This is a genomic window from Myxococcus virescens (genome assembly GCF_900101905.1).
GTDB lineage: Bacteria > Myxococcota > Myxococcia > Myxococcales > Myxococcaceae > Myxococcus > Myxococcus virescens.
On the sequence record NZ_FNAJ01000014.1, the window covers coordinates 119,870 to 138,233 of the forward strand.

At 69.6% G+C, this 18,364-nt stretch carries 16 protein-coding genes; 12 read left to right on the forward strand and 4 right to left on the reverse strand.

The window, feature by feature from the left end; translation table 11 throughout:
• Positions 1-4 precede the first annotated feature (4 nt).
• The 3 genes from bshC to bshA are packed head-to-tail and all read left to right on the forward strand — an operon-like array spanning position 5 to position 3,641.
• A complete protein-coding gene (bshC, locus tag BLU09_RS29795; protein WP_186817931.1) occupies positions 5-1,678 on the forward strand; it encodes a bacillithiol biosynthesis cysteine-adding enzyme BshC in 1,674 nt (557 codons plus the stop codon).
• Complete coding sequence (gene bshB1 / locus BLU09_RS29800) at positions 1,675-2,481, forward strand: bacillithiol biosynthesis deacetylase BshB1 (protein WP_090493439.1); 807 nt, start codon at positions 1,675-1,677, stop codon at positions 2,479-2,481. Before bshC ends, bshB1 begins: the two co-directional genes overlap by 4 nt.
• A complete protein-coding gene (gene bshA / locus BLU09_RS29805) occupies positions 2,478-3,641 on the forward strand; it encodes an N-acetyl-alpha-D-glucosaminyl L-malate synthase BshA (protein ID WP_090493441.1) in 1,164 nt (387 codons plus the stop codon). The genes bshB1 and bshA overlap by 4 nt, the downstream gene beginning before the upstream one ends.
• 20 nt (positions 3,642-3,661) lie before the next feature.
• Here the strand turns inward: bshA and BLU09_RS29810 are convergent, their stop codons facing one another.
• Positions 3,662-4,510: a DUF2911 domain-containing protein gene (locus BLU09_RS29810; RefSeq protein ID WP_244172125.1), complete on the reverse strand. Its 849-nt coding sequence runs from the start codon at positions 4,508-4,510 to the stop codon at positions 3,662-3,664.
• Between the two features lie 227 nt (positions 4,511-4,737).
• Between BLU09_RS29810 and BLU09_RS29815 the strand changes: the two genes are divergently transcribed.
• From BLU09_RS29815 to BLU09_RS29845, 7 genes are all read left to right on the forward strand, one after another.
• Positions 4,738-6,030: an ATP-binding protein gene (locus tag BLU09_RS29815; protein WP_186817932.1), complete on the forward strand. Its 1,293-nt coding sequence runs from the start codon at positions 4,738-4,740 to the stop codon at positions 6,028-6,030.
• A gap of 179 nt (positions 6,031-6,209) precedes the next feature.
• Positions 6,210-7,145, forward strand: a complete 936-nt coding sequence (locus tag BLU09_RS29820; RefSeq protein WP_090493447.1) for a proline racemase family protein — start codon at positions 6,210-6,212, stop codon at positions 7,143-7,145.
• Positions 7,142-8,278, forward strand: coding sequence for an NAD(P)/FAD-dependent oxidoreductase (locus BLU09_RS29825; RefSeq protein WP_090493449.1), 1,137 nt, complete (start codon positions 7,142-7,144; stop codon positions 8,276-8,278). The genes BLU09_RS29820 and BLU09_RS29825 overlap by 4 nt, the downstream gene beginning before the upstream one ends.
• On the forward strand, positions 8,271-8,540 hold the full coding sequence (locus BLU09_RS29830) for a (2Fe-2S)-binding protein (RefSeq protein WP_090493451.1): 270 nt from the start codon (positions 8,271-8,273) through the stop codon (positions 8,538-8,540). The genes BLU09_RS29825 and BLU09_RS29830 overlap by 8 nt, the downstream gene beginning before the upstream one ends.
• Entirely contained in the window at positions 8,533-9,810 is a 1,278-nt protein-coding gene (locus tag BLU09_RS29835) for an NAD(P)/FAD-dependent oxidoreductase (RefSeq protein ID WP_090493453.1), read from the forward strand. The genes BLU09_RS29830 and BLU09_RS29835 overlap by 8 nt, the downstream gene beginning before the upstream one ends.
• Positions 9,807-10,697 (forward strand): dihydrodipicolinate synthase family protein, encoded by an 891-nt coding sequence (locus BLU09_RS29840; protein ID WP_090493455.1) that lies wholly within the window; start codon positions 9,807-9,809, stop codon positions 10,695-10,697. The genes BLU09_RS29835 and BLU09_RS29840 overlap by 4 nt, the downstream gene beginning before the upstream one ends.
• 70 nt (positions 10,698-10,767) lie before the next feature.
• Positions 10,768-12,342 (forward strand): aldehyde dehydrogenase (NADP(+)), encoded by a 1,575-nt coding sequence (locus BLU09_RS29845; RefSeq protein WP_090493457.1) that lies wholly within the window; start codon positions 10,768-10,770, stop codon positions 12,340-12,342.
• Between the two features lie 42 nt (positions 12,343-12,384).
• On the opposite strand, the gene BLU09_RS29850 is transcribed toward BLU09_RS29845, so the two are convergent.
• On the reverse strand, positions 12,385-14,625 hold the full coding sequence (locus BLU09_RS29850) for a M9 family metallopeptidase (protein ID WP_090493602.1): 2,241 nt from the start codon (positions 14,623-14,625) through the stop codon (positions 12,385-12,387).
• 137 nt (positions 14,626-14,762) lie between these two features.
• Between BLU09_RS29850 and BLU09_RS29855 the strand changes: the two genes are divergently transcribed.
• Positions 14,763-15,566, forward strand: a complete 804-nt coding sequence (locus tag BLU09_RS29855) for an AraC family transcriptional regulator (protein ID WP_244172126.1) — start codon at positions 14,763-14,765, stop codon at positions 15,564-15,566.
• Positions 15,567-15,616: 50 nt separating this feature from the next.
• Here BLU09_RS29855 and BLU09_RS29860 read toward each other — a convergent pair whose 3' ends face one another.
• Together BLU09_RS29860 and BLU09_RS29865 are read right to left on the reverse strand one after the other, a co-directional pair.
• The gene (locus BLU09_RS29860) at positions 15,617-16,564 is read right to left on the reverse strand and encodes an alpha/beta fold hydrolase (RefSeq protein ID WP_090493460.1); all 948 of its coding nucleotides are present in this window, start codon (positions 16,562-16,564) and stop codon (positions 15,617-15,619) included.
• 121 nt (positions 16,565-16,685) lie between these two features.
• Positions 16,686-17,141 carry a hypothetical protein gene (locus tag BLU09_RS29865; RefSeq protein WP_090493604.1) on the reverse strand — a complete coding sequence of 152 codons (456 nt, stop codon included), beginning with the start codon at positions 17,139-17,141 and terminating at the stop codon, positions 16,686-16,688.
• Positions 17,142-17,453: 312 nt separating this feature from the next.
• Between BLU09_RS29865 and BLU09_RS29870 the strand changes: the two genes are divergently transcribed.
• Entirely contained in the window at positions 17,454-18,341 is an 888-nt protein-coding gene (locus tag BLU09_RS29870) for an RNA polymerase factor sigma-32 (protein WP_090493462.1), read from the forward strand.
• Positions 18,342-18,364 lie beyond the last annotated feature (23 nt).

Below are 18,364 nucleotides of genomic sequence, written 5' to 3' on the forward strand. Positions count from 1 at the left end.
AAGCGTGCACTTCCGGTGGCGCGCCCGCCGCGACCTGTTATCACGGCATGCCGTGACGTCCCCGTTCTCGACCGCGTGGCTTCGCGGAGATGCGTCCGCGCTCTCCTTCCTTCCCGACGACTATCGACACCGTGAAGCGCGCGCCCGGGCCGTGGCCGCCGCCGCGTCGCGCGCGGTGTCGCCCGCGCTGCTGGACGTCCTCGGTGCGCAGAACGCGCGCCTCGCGCCCAGTCCCGCGCGGGAGCGCAACCTCGCGCTGCTCGCGAAGCCTGGCACCGTGGCGGTGGTGACGGGGCAGCAGATGGGCCTCTTCCTGGGGCCGCTGTACACGCTCTACAAAGCCGCGTCCGCCATCGTCACGGCGCGCGCGCTTCAGGAAGAAACCGGCCGGCCCTGTGTTCCCGTCTTCTGGCTCCAGACGGAGGACCACGACCTCCCGGAGATTGACCACTGTGTCATCCCACGTCCGGGCGGAGGGCCCTGTCGCCTGGCGCTCGAGCTTCCGGATGCAGCAACGTCTCGAGCGCCCATCGCCCACCGCCACCTTGGACCCAGCGTCCTCCCCGCCCTGGCCACCCTCCGCGCCGAGCTGGAAGCAGAGCCCCATGCGGAGGAATTCCTCTCCCTGCTGGAGCGGGCCTACCGCCCTGAAGCCACGCTCGCGGGAGCCTTCACCGACGTCCTGTCCTCCCTCTTCGCCGACGAGGGGCTCGTCTTCCTCGACCCGAGAGACGCACGACTGGCGCCACTCGCCGCGCCCGTGCACCGCTTCGCCCTCCAGGAAGCGGGGGCACTCTCCTCGGTGCTCGCGGCCCGAGCGGAGGCGCTCACCCGCGCGGGCTACACGGTGCAGGTCCATGTCCGTCCGGGCTCGCCGCTCAGCTTCTTCTCACCCGATGCGCTCGATGGCCCGCGCTACCGGCTGGACCCGGCGGAAGCGGGCGCCTGGAGTCTGGTGGGTCACCCGGAAAGCAGCGCCATCACCCAGGACGCGCTGCATGCCGCCCTGGAGCGAGAGCCGCTGCGCTTCACCACGTCCGCGCTGCTGCGCCCCCTCCTCCAGGACACGTGGCTCCCCACGGCCGCGTATGTCGGCGGCCCGGGCGAGCTGGCCTACTTCGCGCAACTGGCGCCGCTCTACGCCCACGCGGGCCGTCCGATGCCGCTCGCCATTCCCCGGGCCCGCTTCCGCGTGCTCGATGACCGCACGCGGCGGTGGCTGGGCAAGGTGGGGCTCCAGCCGGATGAGGTGAACGTGCCGCGCGAAGCGCTGCTCACGCGGCTGGCCACGCGTGATGCCCCGGAGTCGCTGGAGACGCCCGAGGCCCTGGAGGCCCGCCTCTTCGGCGCATTCTCCTCCGAGCTGGAGCGCGTCGCCGGGCAGGTGTCCGCGGTGGACGCGAACCTCCAGGACGCGCTGCGCCGCACCCAGGGCACGGTGCGTGTCGCGGTGTCCCGGCTGACGGGCCGCTACCGCCGCGCGCTCGCCCGGCGTGATGCCACCGCGGCCGAACAGGTGGACCGCCTGCGCACCGTCCTCTTCCCGGAGGACGCGCCCCAGGAGCGGATCCTCGGGCTGCCCTACTTCGCCTGCCGCATCGGGACGCGCGCCTTCACGAAGACGGTGCTGGACGCGTGTGTCCCCTTCTCCGGTGATTCGAAGGACCTGACGCCATGAGCGCGACCGGCACCGCCTACGGCATCGACGTCCTCGCCTTTGGCCCACACCCGGATGACGTGGAGCTGTTCTGCGGCGGGCTACTGGCGAGCATGGCCACCCGTGGCTACCGCACCGGCATCGTCGACCTGACGCGCGGCGAGAAGAGTTCGCGCGGCACGCTCCAGTCCCGCGCGGAGGAGACGGAAGCCGCCACCCGCGCGCTGGGGCTGGCCCACCGGGAGAACCTGGAGCTGCCCGACGGCTGGCTCAATCCGTGGGCGGGCTTCGACACGCCCGAGCCCGAGCGCGCCCGCACCGCCGCCGTGGCCCGCGTGGTGGAAGCGCTGCGCCGCCTGCGCCCGGAGCTGGTCGTCGTACCCTGGGAGCAGGAGCGCCACCCGGACCACGAGGCCGCCAGTGCGCTGGTGACGCGCGCCCTCTTCTTCGCAGGCGTGCGCAAGTTCGACGCGGAGCCCGCCGCGGAGCCCTTCACGCCGCGGCAGGTCCTCTACTACCCGATGCGGCACCTGGCCGAGCCCAGCGTCATCGTCGACGTCTCCGCCGTCTACGAGCGCAAGCTGGCGGCGGTGCACTGCTATGCCAGCCAGGTGATGCCCCGTCCGGACGCCCCGCCCACGCTGGTGGGCTCACCGCTGTCGGTGTCCTCGCTGGAAGCCCGGGATCGCTTTCATGGCGCGCAGATTGGCGTCACCCACGGCGAGCCCTACATCCTCCGCGAGGCGTTGGGGCTGGCCGACCCGCTCGACCATTTTCGCAGGAATAGCTTCGCCAAGCCCCTGTTCTTCCCGTCACGCACATGAACGCCCCGCTCAACGTGGCCATCACCTGCTTTCCAACCTTCGGTGGCAGCGGCATGGTCGCCACGGAGATTGGCCTCGCGATGGCGGACCGGGGCCACCGCGTCCACTTCATCGCTCGGGACCTGCCGGTCCGCCTCCATGGCGCGAACCGGAAGGTCGTCTTCCACGAGGTGACGGAGAGCGACTACCCGGCGCTCCAGCAGTCCGGCACCTATCCCATCGCGCTGGCCTCCAAAATGATCGAGGTCGCCAGCTACGAGCGCCTGGACATCCTCCACGTCCACTACGCGGTGCCCCACGCCACCGCCGCGTGGATGGCGCGCGAGGTGCTGGGCCACAAGGCGCCGCGAGTCGTCACCACGCTGCACGGGACGGACACCACGCTGGTGGGAATCGACCCCAGCTACCTGCCGATTACGCGCTTCTCCATCACGCGAAGCGACGCGGTGACGGTGCCGTCGGCCTACCTGCGCCGCGCGACGTGGCGGGGCTTCGACATTCCCGAGAGCGTCCCCATCGACGTCATCACCAACTTCGTGGACACCGCCCGCTATGCCCCGGTGCGAGACCGCGCCTGCCTGCGCGCGCTCTTCCCCGCCCTGCGTGACCACGAGCCGGTGCTCATCCACGTCTCCAACTTCCGGCCGGTGAAGCGCATCACCGACGTGGTCGCCATCTTCACCGAGGTCCACCGCCACCGTCCCTGCCGCCTGGTGATGGTGGGAGACGGTCCGGAGCGCTCACCCGCGGAGCGGATGCTGCGGGAGATGGGCCTGGAGGGCCGCGTCGCGTTCCTCGGCAAGCAGGACCGCTTCGAGGAGCTGGTCGCCGCCTCCGACGTCTTCCTGCTCCCCAGCGAGCAGGAGAGCTTCGGGCTCGCCGCGCTGGAAGCGCTCAGCTGCGGCGTTCCCGTGGTGGCCAGCGACCTGGGCGGAATCCCGGAGCTCGTCACGCACGGGGAGACGGGCTTCCTGGCGCCGCTGGGTGACGTCCCGGCCATGGCCCGGCACGTGCTCACATTGGTCGAGGACGCGGAGCGTTGGCAGGGCTTCTCACACCGCGCGCGGGCGCAGGTCCTGGAACGCTTCCAGAAGGAACCCGCCATCGACCGCTACGAGGCGCTCTACCGCCGGCTCCTGACGGGGCCCCTCCGTCGCTGAGGAGCCCCGGGAGTGGCTGGCTACTTCTTGTTCTTCCACTCCGCCAGCGCCTTGGAGACCTGGTCACGGTAGAAGAAGTTCTTGTCCTTCTGCCCCAGGTCCCACGCGGTCTGCGCGGCCTTGCGGGCATCGCTGTACTTGCCCATCTGCGACAGGACGCCCGCGCGAACCCAGTGGTTGTACCAGGTGCCGTTGGCGGCCACGGCCGCGTCGGCGTGCTTCAGCGCGGCGGCGTAGTCCTTGGTGGTCTCCGCCACGTAGGAGGCGGCGCTCACGTGCATGCCGGCAATGCCCTTCTGCGCCTCCGCGATGTTGGCCTTCGCGATGGCCGCCGTGTCCACCGTGATGGGGACGGAGACGCGCAGCTTCTCCCACTCCAGGTCCAGCCGCGTGCTGTTGTCCGTGGTGTCGGTGAAGAGGTACGTCAGGCGCTCACGCGACGGAATCTCCGTGGTGGTGGCGCTCACCGACGCCACGTCCTTGGAGGTGTCGTAGGGCGCGCCGCCCCGCCACAGGCCCAGGTCCGTGTTCAGCATCACCTTCCAACCCTTCTGCGAGGGCAGGCTGACGATGGCGTAGGAGCCCGCCGGAACGGCCTTGCCGCCGAAGGTGACGGGGTGGCTGAAGGTAATCTTCGTCGCCGAGTTGGCGCCGCTGCGCCACGCCTTGTCATTGGGGACCAGCTCGCCCCAGACCTTCCGGCCCTTCACCGCCGGGCTGGAATATTCGACGGAAATCTCGGAGACGCCCACCTCCTGCGTCACCTTCGCCGCGGGGCTGGCGGCCGGCAGCTTGAGTTGAGCCAGCGCGGGCATCGCCGACAGGGTCATGAGCGCGGAGGCCATACAGCTGAGAAGCTGGTTCTTCATCGTCCTCACTTCGTCCTTTCCGACCCGGAGGGGTCGCAGAGCCGGCGGAGTGTATAGACGAGGTCTCGCTCCACCTCACGTTCCACCTTGGCCTGCACCGCGTCATGCGGCGAGCGTCCAGGGAGGGGCTCGGGCGCCCTCTACACACGAAAGGAGGTGGACATTCCGTGACATTGCGCGGTTCCCCCGCGCGCCCACACTGGCCATGCTGCGCGCCGAGGAGACCCATGAAGCTCACGCGGCTCGAGGTCCATCACTACCGGAACGTCGTCCCTGGCACCTCGCTGGTGTTCAGCCCGTCGTCCAATCTGGTGCTGGGGGAGAACGGCACCGGCAGGACGACGCTGCTGGAGCTCATCTCCACGGTGCTCGGCTCGGACTTCTCCGGCCTCATCCACGAGCCGTTCGCGCTGGAGTACGACCTGGCGTTTCCGGGCATGAAGCTGCACGTCTTCGTCCGGAACGAGGAGAACGCGCCGGCGCCAGACACGGAAGCACCGCCGAGAAAGGGCTCCGCGCTGATGCCGCTGCGCACGCCCGCGCTGGACTCCTCGCTGCACCCGCGCATCGAAGTGGACGTGCAGTTCCATTCGCCGTCAGCCAGGTTGGTGATGCGTGCGGACGCGGCGGGCATGGACTGCAAGGTGGACGGCGAGGCCGTGTGGTCGCGGAGCATGCACTGGTCGCTGCTGGACCGGTCGGTGTGGACCCTGCTGTTCATGACGGCGCAGTACATCGACGCGGGGATGAAGGAGCGGCTCAAGGAGCTGCTGCGCCGTACGTTCCTGCTGGCGCCGCAGCGCTTCGATGAAGCGCTGGGGATGTTCGAACGCATCGGCGCCATCCGCTATGCCATGGAGGTGCGGGACGGCGAAGTGTTCCCGCTGGGGTTGATGGCGCTGCCCACGTGGATGCCGGGGTGGCTGCGTGAGCAGATGGAGCAGCCATCCGTCAAGGACGTGCTGGAGCTGACGCACGACGCGCGCGAAGACAGCTTCCTGGCGAAGTTCGTGGCGCTGGCGGGCTTTGAGGCGGGCCGCTTCCGCGTGGAGGTGCTGGAGAAGCGGTCGTTCGAGAACGGCGGGCGCGTGGGCTTTGGGGGCTTTGGCTTCGAGTTCACGCGGCGCGATGGCCGGGTGCTGACGCACGAGGCGTTGGGCTTCGGGCAGAAGCGGCTGCTGTCACTGCTCTACTACCTGGACGTGAACGAGGACTTCGCCATCGCGGACGAGCTGGGCAATGGGCTGCATCCGCGCTGGGTGGAAGCGAGCATGCGGGAGCTGGGGGCGCGGCAGGTATTTCTCACCAGCCAGAATCCGCTCCTCTTCGAGCACACGCTGTTTCCGTCCGCCGAGGTACTGAGGGCGTCGCTCCTGCTGTGTGGCAACACGCGAGAGGACGGGCCGGAGCGCATCGCGTGGAAGAACCCCACACACGAGGTCGCGGGCCGGCTCTTCGACGCGCACGGGCTGGGCGCACACCCGCTGGCGGAGCTGCTGCGCCAGCAGGGCCTGTGGTGAGCCCCGACCGTCGGCACCTCCCCACGGGCGCGCGTGTCCCCGGCGGGTGTCCCTGAGGGGGGCTGCTCGCTGGCGCATTTGCGTGATTGCCTCGCGAGCGCGGTCGAATCTCCCAAGAAACAGCGCCTCGGGACTCCTAGGGTGGCGCATGGGAGGCCCGGGTAGCGGGAGCGGCTCGCATGCGGCGCATTCGTGTCATCGACAGTCATACCGGGGGAGAGCCCACGCGCGTGGTGACGGACGGAGGCCCGGAGCTGGGAGCGGGCGACCTGCCGAGCCTGCGTGAGCGCTTCCGCGAGGAGTTCGACGCCTTTCGCAAGGCCATCGTCTGCGAGCCCCGTGGGTCCGACGTCATGGTGGGCGCGCTGCTGTGTCCGCCTGTCAGTACGTCGAGCGTCGCCGGCATCATCTTCTTCAACAACGTCGGCTATCTCGGAATGTGCGGCCACGGGACCATCGGCGTGGTGAAGACGCTGGAGTACCTGGGGCGCATCGGCCCTGGCGTCCACTCGCTGGAGACTCCCGTTGGCGTGGTGAAGGCCACGCTGCATCCAGATGGGCGCGTCAGCATCGCCAATGTGCCGAGCTACCGGTGGGCGCAGGACGTGGCGGTGTCCGTGCCGGGACATGGCGAAGTGCGCGGCGACATCGCCTGGGGTGGCAACTGGTTCTTCCTCTCCCGCGCCACGCACCTGCCGCTGGAGCTGTCGCGGACTCCCGCGCTCCTGGCGTACACCTCCGCCATCAAGCAGGCGCTCTCGGACCAGGGCATCACCGGGGAGGGCGGCGCGGAGATCGACCACGTCGAGCTGTACGCCCCCTCTCCGACGCCAGGGGTGGATGCTCGCAACTTCGTGCTCTGCCCAGGGCTGGCCTATGACCGCTCGCCATGTGGCACCGGGACGAGCGCGAAGGTCGCGTGTCTGGCCGCCGAGGGTGTGCTCGCGGAAGGCGCGACGTGGGTGCAGGAGAGCATCCTCGGCAGTCGCTTCGAGGCGCGCTACGTCCGTGACGGTGCGCGCATCCTGCCCACCATCACCGGCACCGCGTCCGTCAACGCGGAGGCCACGCTGCTGGTGGACCCGACGGACCCCTTTGCCTGGGGCATCGGATGAGCGCCTTCGACTGCGTCATCGTCGGCGGTGGCATCGTCGGCGCGGCGCTCGCGGATGTGCTCAGTGCTGACGGCGTGTCGGTGGCGCTCGTCGAGGCGCGGTCCATCGGTGCGGGGACGACGGCGTGCGGCATGGGCCACCTGGTGGCCATGGATGACAACGCGGCGGAGCTCGCGCTGACGTCGTGGTCCGTGTCGCTGTGGCGCGAGCTCGCGGATGGACTGCCTCGCGCGGTGGAGTACGACGCGTGTGGCACCCTCTGGCTCGCCGCCGACGAAGAGGAGATGGCCGCTGTCTCCGCGAAGGTGGCCAACTACCGCGCCGCGGGCATCCGTGCCGAGGTGCTCGACAGCGCGGCGCTCCATGAGGCCGAGCCCGCGCTTGCTCCGGGACTCGTGGGAGCGCTGCGTGTCGTGGATGATGCCGTGCTGTATCCGCCGCTCGCCGCGCGGACCTTCGCGCTGCGTGCCCAGGCTCGGGGTGCGCGGCTGATGACGGGGAGTCCGGTTCGGGAGCTGCGCCCGGGAAGCGTCGTGCTCTCCCATGGGGAGGTGCTGACGGCACGGCACATCGTGCTCGCGGCCGGCGTGGCCAGTCCCGCGCTCTGCCCTGGGCTGCCCATCTCTCCGCGCAAGGGACACCTGCTCATCACCCGGCGCGGGGCGCCCGTGGTGCATCACCAACTGGTGGAGCTGGGCTACCTCAAGAGCGCGCACGGCACGGACGGCGCTTCCGTGGCGTTCAATGCCCAGCCGCGTGTCACGGGGCAGCTCCTGCTGGGCTCGTCGCGCCAGCCGGGCGATGCGACGCGCGAGGTGGACGCGGCGCTCCTGGACCGCATGCTGAAGCGCGCGGCCCTGTTCCTTCCGGGGCTCGATGGCTTGCAGGCACTGCGCGTCTGGACGGGCCTGCGTCCGGCGACACCCGATGGTCTTCCCTTGCTGGGGCCTCATCCGGAGAAGCCGTGGCTCTGGCTGGCTTGTGGCCATGAGGGGCTCGGCATCACCACCGCCACGGGCAGCGCGCGTCTGGTAGCGGACCAGCTGCTCGGGCGCACCAGCGCCATCGATGCGCGTCCGTATTCACCCGCGCGATTCCTGACGGTGTCCTCTCGGGAGGTCGCTCATGCATGAGCCCGCGTCGAAGGCCACCCCGCGCGTCACCCTGCGCATCAACGGACGTGCGGTCACGGTGCCAGTGGGAACGTCGGTCGCGGCTGCGCTGGCGATGACGGACCGCTTCGTCAGTCGCGCCGACTTGAGCGGGCGCCCCCGCGGGCCCCTCTGCGGAATGGGTGTCTGCTTCGAGTGCCGAGCCACCATCGATGGTGTGCCCGAGGTCCTCATGTGTCTGACGCCGTGCCGTGAGAACCAGGAGGTGGTGACCGATGCGTGAGGCCTGTGACCTCGTGGTCGTCGGCGCCGGACCTGGCGGACTCGCCGCCGCTTGCCGTGCGGCCGAGGCGGGGCTGGATGTGCTCGTCCTCGACGCCCAGCCCGAGCCCGGGGGGCAGGTCTGGAGAGGCGAGGCCCGAAAGGGCGCGAATCGCCTCGCGCGCCGGTGGCTCACCCGCTTCGCCGCGTCGGGCGCTCGCTTTCGTCCAGGCGCTCGCGTCGTCGCCGCGCCCGAGCCGGGAGTGCTCCTGGTCGAAGAGGGCGCCTCCTCGTTCGCGGTGCGCTACGGCCGCGCGGTGCTCGCCACCGGCGCACGCGAGCGCTTCCTCCCGTTCCCCGGTTGGACACTGCCGGGCGTGCTGGGCGTCAGCGGCCTCCAGGTGCTCGTCAAGGATGGCCTCCCCATTCGCGGCAAGCGCGTGGTGCTCGCCGGCACGGGCCCACTGTTGCTCGCCGCCGCCGCGACGATTCACGCCCACGGTGGCGAGGTCCTCTACATCGCCGAGCAGGCCGCCGCCGCGAGCCACTGGGGCTTCGCCCTCCAGCTCTGGCGACACCCCGCCAAGCTGCTCCAAGGCGCCTTGATGTCCGCGGCGCTCATCCGCGTGCCTACGTCCACGGACGCCTGGGTCATCGCCGCCGAAGGCGAGGGCCGGGTGGAGTCGGTCCGCCTGTCCGTGCGCGGTCGCGAGGAACAGCTGCGGTGCGACTACCTGGGCGCGGCCTACGGGCTCGTGCCCAATCTGGAAGTGGCCCGGCTGCTGGGCTGTGAGACCTCTGCCGGCGCGGTGGTCGTGAACGAGCGCCTGGAGACGCGAGTCTCCAAGGTCCACGCCGTGGGCGAACTGCTCGGCATCGGCGGCGTGGACCAGGCGCTCGTCACCGGAGAGCTGGCTGGACTCGTCGCCGCGGAGCACCCCATCCCCGTCGAGCTGGAGCGCACCTGGCATCGCGTCCGCGCGTTCGCCGCCCAGCTCGCGCGGCATGACGCGCCACGCGCGGAGCTGCGACGGCTGGCCACGCCCGACACGCTGCTGTGCCGCTGCGAGGACGTGCCCCTGTCCGCGCTGGAGGGCTGTCAGAACCTGCGCGAGGCCCGGCTGTACGCCCGGCTGGGCATGGGCGCCTGTCAGGGCCGCACCTGCGGCATGGCGGCGCAAACCCTCTTCGGCTGGCCGGGAGAGGACGTGCGCCCACCCTGTCTTCCCGCGCGCATCGGCAGCCTGCGCCTTCCCCCGGACGTTTCCTCTACCCACACGAGAGAGTCATGAACCTCTGGACTGGTGTCCTCCCCGCCATCACCACCCCATTCAACACGGACCTGTCCGTCGACCACGGCACGGTGCGCTCACACGTGCGCTGGCTGGTGTCGCAGGGCTGCACCGGCATCATCCCCTGCGGCTCACTGGGCGAGGGCGCGACGCTGAGCCTGGAGGAGAAGGCCGCGGTGATGCGCACGTGCGTGGACGCGGCGAAGGTGCCCGTCATCCCGGGCATCGCCGCCCTGTCCACGGAGGAGGCCGTGCGGCTGGCTCGCGCCGCGGAGGAGGCGGGCTGCGCCGGACTGATGGTGTTGCCCCCCTATGTCTATTCCAGCGACTGGCGCGAGATGAAGGCCCACATCTCCGCCGTCCTGCGCGCCACGAAGCTGCCGTGCCTGCTCTACAACAACCCCGTCGCCTACAAGACGGACTTCACCCCCGCCCAACTCGCGGAGCTGGCCGCCGAGCATGACAACGCGGTCGCCGTGAAGGAGTCCTCCACCGACGCCCGTCGCGTCACCGCCATTCGCGCCCTCCTGGGAGACCGGCTGGCCGTGGGCGTGGGCGTGGACGACTGCCTCGTCGAGGGCGTGGACGCGGGCGCGCGCTTCTGGGTGGCGGGGCTGGTCAATGCGTTCCCCGCCGAGTCCGTGCGACTGTTCGAGCTGGCCCTCGCTGGAAAGAAGCAGGCCGCTTTCGAGCTGTACCGCTGGTTCCTGCCGCTCTTGCGCCTAGACACCGTCACCAAGTTCATCCAGCTCATCAAGCTGGTCCAGCAGGAAGTCGGCTGGGGCCACGAGCGGGTGCGCGGGCCTCGGCTGGAGCTGGCGGGTGCCGAGCGCGAGGAGTGCCTGCGCGTGCTGCGCGAGGCCCTGGCGAACCGGCCCGCGTTGTAGTGCCCCGTCGCGAAGTGTCCTGTATCGAAGCTGGAGGGGCGATGGGCCCCTCCCGGAGTGAGGTCGCCGCATGAGCTGGATGGGACTGTCCTTGATTGGCGCCGAACGCGGCGAGCCCGGTGGGCCGACGTTCACCGGCTGGAATCCCGCGGAGGGCGTGGCGCTCGAGCCTCGCTTCCACGGCGCGCGGCCCCAGGAGGTGGAGCGGGCCTGCGTGCTCGCGGAGCAGGCCGCCCCCACGCTCGCGGCGCTGCCCTCGCGTCAGCGCGCCGTGTTCCTGGAGCACATCGCCGAGGCGCTCCTCGCGGCGGAGGCGGACTTCCTCGCCGTGACGCCCAAGGAGACCGGACTTCCCCCCGCGCGCATCCAGGGAGAGCTGGGCCGCGCGGCCGGACAGTTCCGTCAGTTCGCTCGGCTGCTGGAGGAAGGCAGCTGGGTGGATGCGCGCATCGACCGGGCCCTCCCCGAGCGCCGTCCCTTGCCGCGTCCGGACCTGCGCTCCGTGCTGCGCCCCGTGGGGCCGGTGGCCGTGTTCGGCGCGAGCAACTTCCCGCTCGCGTTCTCCGTCGCCGGAGGTGACACCGCGTCCGCGCTGGCCGCGGGCTGTCCCGTCGTCGCCAAGGCCCATCCCGCGCACCCCGCGACGTCGGAGCGCGCGGGCCTGGCCATCCGCGCGGCCGTGGTGGCGTGTGGGCTGCACGAAGGCGTGTTCTCGCTCCTGTTCGACGCGGGCACGGAGGTGGGCGCCTCGCTCGTGAGTCACCCCGCCATCCGCGCCGTCGGCTTCACGGGCTCGCGTGGCGGAGGACGCGCGCTGATGGCGCTGGCCGCCGCGCGGCCTGTCCCCATTCCCGTCTTCGCAGAGATGGGCTCCATCAACCCCATCTTCCTCCTGCCGGAGGCGCTGGCCGCCCGTCCCCAGGCGATGGCGGACGCGCTGGCCACGTCCATCCTCCAGGGCGCGGGCCAGTTCTGCACCTCGCCTGGCCTGCTCGTGGCGGTAGAGGGCCCGGGGTACGAGGTCTTCCGCGCGCGGCTCGCGGAGAAGCTGGGGGCCGCCTCGGCCGCCCCCATGTTGACGCCCGCCATCGCCGAGCGCTTTCGCGAGGGCGTGAGCCGTCTCGCCGCTCGCACGGACACACGGACCTGTGCGCGGGGTGAGTCGAAGGCCGCGCTGGGTGCTGCCGCGCTGTTCGAGGCGGAGGCCCGCGTGGTGCTCGCCGAGCGCGCGCTCACGGAAGAGGTGTTCGGAAGCTGCGCGGTGCTGACCGTGGCGCGTGACGCGGCGGAGCTGGTGCGCGTGGCCTCCAGGTTGGAAGGCCAGCTCACCGCGACGGTGATGATGGATGCGGGAGACACGGCGCTGGCCGCCGAGCTGCTCCCCACGCTGTCGGACCGCGTGGGCCGCGTGCTGATGAATGGTGTCCCCACGGGCGTGGAGGTCTGCCCGGCCATGGTGCATGGCGGTCCCTTTCCGGCCAGCTCGGATGGCCGCTTCACCGCCGTGGGCACGGGCGCCATCCGCCGCTTCGTGCGGCCGGTGTGCTTCCAGGATGTGCCGGACGCGCTGCTCCCGCCGGAGCTGCGCGAGGCCAATCCCCTGCACCTGTGGCGAACGGTGGAGGGGGTACTGAAGCAGGAGTGACTCCCGGGCGCCCCGTGTTCACCCGGGAGTCACTCCCGGGCTTCACGGCGTCGCGTCGAAGCGGGCCTCCAGCTTCACGCCCGCGAACGCCGCGCGGGACCTCACCATGGCGTAGTAGTAGACGCCGGTCAGCGGCGAGGGGATGTCCACCACCTCGTCGTTGCCGGCCAGATACGGCCGGTAGTCATACGCCGTCGTCGACGGCCACTGGTTGGCGCGGACGTAGAGGTCCGCGTTGCCCGTGCCGCCGCTCATCTGGAAGCGCAGGTTGCGCGCGCCGGCGGGCACCCAGAGGTAGAAGTACTGGATGTTGTCGCCAGCCAGCGGGCCCCGGTAGCAGCCGTTGTCCAGCATCCGGGTGTCCGCGCCCGTGCACGGCGTGCCGGAGCCAGGCCCCGGGCCCGGGTCCGGATTCGCGCAGGTGCTCGGGTCGGTCGCGGTGGAGACGCAGTCAATCCACTGGTGGAACTCCGCGTCGTTCGCCGAGTCCAAGCTGTCCAGCGACGCGCGATACCCGGTGTAGTTCCCCGCGCGGAACTGGCCGACGAAGGTGTCCACCTGCGCCGGGTGACGCTCGAACATGAAGCGCACCGCGAGGTAGCCCCAGTAGTACACGCGCTCGGTGCCACTGTTGTAGTCGTTGCGCAGAATCTGGCTGAGCTGGAAGCTCTTGCTGGTGCCCAGCTCCACCGCGGACGCGTTGTCGTCCTGCTTGGAGATGTACTCCCCCAGCCCTTCAATCCACCAGATGGTGGGCTGGCTGATGCTGTCGCCGAAGTCGCCCTTCATGTTGAAGCGGCCATCCAGGTAGTGGACGTACTCGTGGCGCAGGTTCCAGATTTCGAACGCGGGCCGAACCCACTCCGCCTCGTAGGCGATGAAGCGGGCCTGGTTGCCGGACGCCGCCGGGTCTCCCTCCAGGTACATGCCGCCGTTGTTCGTGTCGATGCCGAACAGCGCGCCGGCATACGTCTGGTAGTCCAGGCTGCTGTCGAAGATGACCATCTCCAGCGACGTGTTGTTGTCACTGGCGACGGGCAGGCGGCCCGTCTTCAGCTTGTCGTGGAAGTAGGACTCCTGCGTGGCGAGCTGGCCGCAGCTCTGCGTGAGCTGCGTGGCCGTCATCTCCTGGGCGCGCATGCGCAGCGTGGCGCCGCAGTTGTGCGTCACGCGGAGCACCGCCTGCTCCAGCGCCCGCCGGAAGTCGCAGATGCCGTAGTACGCGCAGTTGGCGCCGTCGTAGAAGTCGGCCATCTCCGCGGCGCCCACCCAGACGCCCGCGGTGGGGCCCGTCATCGAGTGGCTGGTGATGAGCGCCTTCACCTTGGGGCGCGTCTTCGTCTGCAACGTCCCCGGGTACTGGAGGAAGCGGGACAGCTCGCGGGCCGCGTTGACGGAGAGGTACTGGTTGTCGGTGCCCAGCAGGTGCTCGGTGCGCAGGCCGAAGGAGTCCAGCGAGTCGATGATGGACGGGTCCTGCTGCACGGCCGCCACGAAGGCGTCGTTGTAGTGGCCGCGGAACAGTCCGACGAAGACGTTGTTGGTGGCGCTGCGCATGTACCAGGAGGCCAGGGCGGTATTGTTGAAGCGGTCCAGCAGGCCCTTGAAGGTGCCCAGGTGCCGCGCGTTCTCCCCCGCGCTGTCGATGAGCGTGACGAACTCCCGCAGCACCGCGCCGTGGTCGTCGTTGACGTCCCGGAAGTGGCTGTTGGCCACGAAGGCGGCCAGGGCCGGGCGGATGGCGTTGGCCAGCGCCGTGCCGTAGCTGCCCACGACGTCCGGGGCGTAGTACTGCACGTAGTACCCCGCGCGCAGGAACATGATGAGCTGGAGCGTCTGGCCGTTGTTGTTGCCCCCATAGCCTTGCGCGCTGGTGGTGAGCGCGTTGGCGATGGTGACCATCTTGCTCTCGATGAACACCTGCCGGGCGAGCGTGCCCGTGACGCTGAACAGCGTGTTGATGCACTCCGTCGAGGAGCCCTTCACCAGCGTGACGAGCGCCGTGCCGGTGGCGGACCCGAAGGCCGCCGTGTCACACGCCAGCAGAAAGCGCTTCGGTGCCGGTGGGGTGAGGGCCTGACGCAGCTGCTCCGGGGAGACATCCGGCTGCCGTTCGTCGGGCTGGATGCGCTGGTGCGCGTGCTCCAGTCCATGGACGCGCTGAGCAGGGTCGGCCGGGAGAGGACCTCCGGGGCGGGCGTCCGCTCCGGGTGCGAACAGGGCGAGACAACAGATGGCGAGGACGATGTGACAGCGACACCAATCCGGGATTGGACTGCGCATGGCTTCGTGCTCCTCGAATGGGGGGGCTTGCCGCACGGTGTCGTCCGTTCCGAGTGACACCGACGTGGGTTTCACGCGGTGTTCAAGGTATTCGTGAGGACGTGTGACATTCTTGTGTCTTTCCCATGTGGGGACGAATGGAAACCACCAAAACGCGTGAAACCTTGGAGCACTGGCGGATGGGCTTCATGGGGCGGGTGGCGAATCCGCTGTTCGCGGAGGAGCTGTTCGACCGGGTGCCGGACATCGTCTTCTCGGTGAAGGACATCCGGGGCCGCTACGTGTGCATCAGCGAGGCGTGTGCGGAGCGCTGTGGCCTGAAGAGCAAGGCGGCGGCGGTGGGGCACACGGCGCACGAGCTGTTCCCCCAGCACATGGCGGACCGGTACGTGCGACAGGACGAGCAGGTGTTCCGGACGGGGCGCGCGCTCGTGGACAACCTGGACCTGACGTTGTTCAACAACCGCAAGCCGGGCTGGTGTCTGACGAGCAAGGTGCCGCTGTTCGATGCCACGGGCGAGGTGATGGGGCTGGCGTGTCTGTCCAAGGACGTGCACGAGCCGGGGCGCGCGGGGCTGGTGGACGAGCGCTTCGCGGGGACCATCGACTACATCCAGGCGAACTATGGGGAGCGGCTGCGCATCGACTCGCTGGCGCGACGGGCGGGGATGTCCGCGGCGCAGTTCGAGCGGCGGATGCAGCGCATCTTCCAGCTGTCTGCCGGGCAGTTCATCATGAAGACTCGCATCGACGCGGCGGCGGAGCGGCTGGTGGAGGATGCGCAGCCCATCTCCGCCATCGCCCTGGCGGTGGGCTTCTGTGACCAGAGCGCGCTGTCTCGCCAGTTCAAGCAGGTGACGGGGTTGAGCCCGCGACAGTACCGGCAGCTCGTCGTCGCCACGTCCGTGCCGGGAGCGCCACGGGGCAAGCGGGCTCGCTGAAGCCAGGCCACCGGCGTGAAGCTCACGCCGGAGTCACCACAGCCACCCGCCTAGAACCGCCCCGCCCGAGCCTGGTCGAAGTCCACGCGGTGCTTCATGTACAGCGTATCCAGCATGTGGTTGCTGATGGGGTTGGCATTCCCATCCGTGAACCGGTGCACCACCGCGCCCTTGCCCGCGTCCTTCAGGAAGGCCGTCGGGTCCACGCTCCCGCCCAGGCCCGTGAGCGTGGGCACCGGGTCCGCGTTGTTGACGTAGTGCACATACCTGGGCCCATCCACATACCGCGTGGACGCCGCGCCAAACGTTTCCACGCTCAGCTTGCCCAGCGTCTTCTCCACTTGCGCTTGGGACATGCCATCCTCGATGCGCAGCCGCTTCGCCACGTCATCCAGCGCCCGCGCGGTGATAAGGCCGCCCTGGCTGTAGCCCATGAGGTGCACCTCACGGCCCGCCTTCAACTCGCTGTAGAGCGTGTCCGCCAGCGTATCCACCGCAGGGTTGCGGCCCTTGTCCAGCTTGTCCGCCACACACTGCGCCAGGTCCGCCACCAGGCCTTGCGTCGCGTTGTGGATGCCCACCACCTTCGCGTCCGCCGTCTCCGCGATGGCCTGCATCTCACTCAGCTGCCCCGACGTCGGCGTCATGATGCCGTTGACGTAGAGAATCGTCTTCGACGGGTTCGGGTTGTCCAGCGGCGTCACGCCCGGGACGTCCTTCAGCGGCGTGCCGGGCGGAAACGTCTGCCCCTTGGCCCCCACGAACTTCCCGTCACTCATCCGGTCCGGCTTCGCATCCCCGCCGAAGATGCGCTTCAGCTCGTTCACATGCGCGGCCTGGAAGACGTCCTTGCCCATCTCGATGAAGCGGGGCACGTCGGCGATGCCGCCCTTGATGGCATCCACCACCCCGCCCACCAGGGCGTTCTTCGGAGCCGCCGTGGGTGCCTTCGCAATCGGAGGGGTGACGGCGCTGCGGCTGCGGTCGATGGGGCTCACGAGGGCCTCCTGCCCGGTGGGGGGACGGGTGTTCTCCCCATCTTCTCAAGCTTCCAGAGGGAAGTTGCGTCCTCCCACCTCGCGCGTGTCAATCCATACGGAGGGCACGCGACATGCCGCGTCAATGCGGCACGGGCGGTGAGGGCTCACGCGTTTCGGGGTCGTGGTGGTTCAGCGTCTGCTCCGCCTGCTCGCGGTGGAGGCGCCGCGTGGCCGTCTCCTCCTCTTCCGTCCGCTGGCGCCGCTTCACCAGGCCCTGCGTCTCATCCACGAACCAGAACACCACCCGGAAGAAAGCCGCGATGACCGTGATGAGCAGCGTGGACAGCACCCAGCTGAGCACGTAGCCGGGCCAGCCTCCCACGGTCACCCGAATGACGTTCGTCCCCGTGAGCGGCACCAGGACGAAGGCCACGTAGTGCGACACGCAATAGGGGCACGACACCAGATAACCCCACCAGGTGTCCTTGCCGCCCAGCCGCGCGCGCAGCGGCGCGAAGATGCGCTCCCGGGACAGCGTCTGCGACACGCCCATCACCACGGCGGAGACGGCGAAGAGCTGAAAGAGGTCCCCCATGTCGTCAAGGTGGCGATGACGCATCGGGCAAGAAACAGCGGGCCTCCATGAAGGGCCCCGCCCGCCTGCTCGCCCTGCCTGCCCCCCGGCGCGAGTGGCGCCGTTGGCCAGTCGACGTTCGGAAGAGACTTCCGTGGGGCTGGCTGTAAAAACGACCGATTACCGCCCTTATGCATGGGCCGGCTTGGATGCAAACCCCTGGATTCACTTGGAAACGATGGTGCCACCCCTTGGCACGTGGGTCGCAATGGGCAACCCCCCGTAGCGTCATCGCGATCCCCCAACCAGATCTCTTTTTCCCCGAGAGACACCATGCAGGCTTCCAACTCCTTCTCCTCCCCTGATTCGCTCTCCACCTACCTGTCGGAGATCAACCAGTACCCGCTGCTCACCCAGCCGCAGGAGCAGGAGCTGTCGAAGCGCTTCCGCGCGGGGGACCTGGCCGCGGGCCACCAGTTGGTGACGGCGAACCTCCGCTTCGTGGTGAAGGTGGCCTACGAGTACCGCTCCTACGGCCTGAAGATGTCGGACCTCATCCAGGAGGCGAACATCGGCCTGATGAAGGCCGTGCAGAAGTTCGATCCGGACAAGGGCATCCGCCTCATCTCCTACGCCGTCTGGTGGATTCGCGCGTACATCCAGAACTGCATCCTGAAGAACTGGAGCCTGGTGAAGCTGGGCACCACGCAGGCGCAGCGCCGCCTCTTTTTCAGCCTGGCCCGCACGCGCCGCGAGCTGGAGAAGATGGGCGCCGGCGACGCGAACGTGGTCAACGCCGAGGAGATTGCGCGCAAGCTGAACGTGAAGGCCTCCGAGGTGCGCGAGATGGAGCAGCGCATGGGCGGCCGTGACTTGTCCCTGGACGCGCCCATGGGCGAGGACGGCGACGCCACGCACCTGGACTTCGTGGAGTCCGAGTCCGTCTCCGCGGTGGACGAGGTCGCCGACCGGCAGCAGGCCAACCTCACCCGCGAGCTCGTGCAGCGCGCCCTGCGCCGCCTGGACCCGCGCGAGCGCTTCATCATCGAGCAGCGCGTCATGGGCGACGCGGAGATGACGCTCAGCGAGCTGGGCGAGCACTTCGGCTTCTCCCGCGAGCGCGCCCGTCAGCTGGAGATTCGGGCGAAGGACAAGCTCAAGCTCGCGCTGGCCACGCTGATGGCCGAGGCCGGCGTCGACGAGAGCACGCTCAACGCCTGAGCCTCACGCCTTCCTGGGGAAGA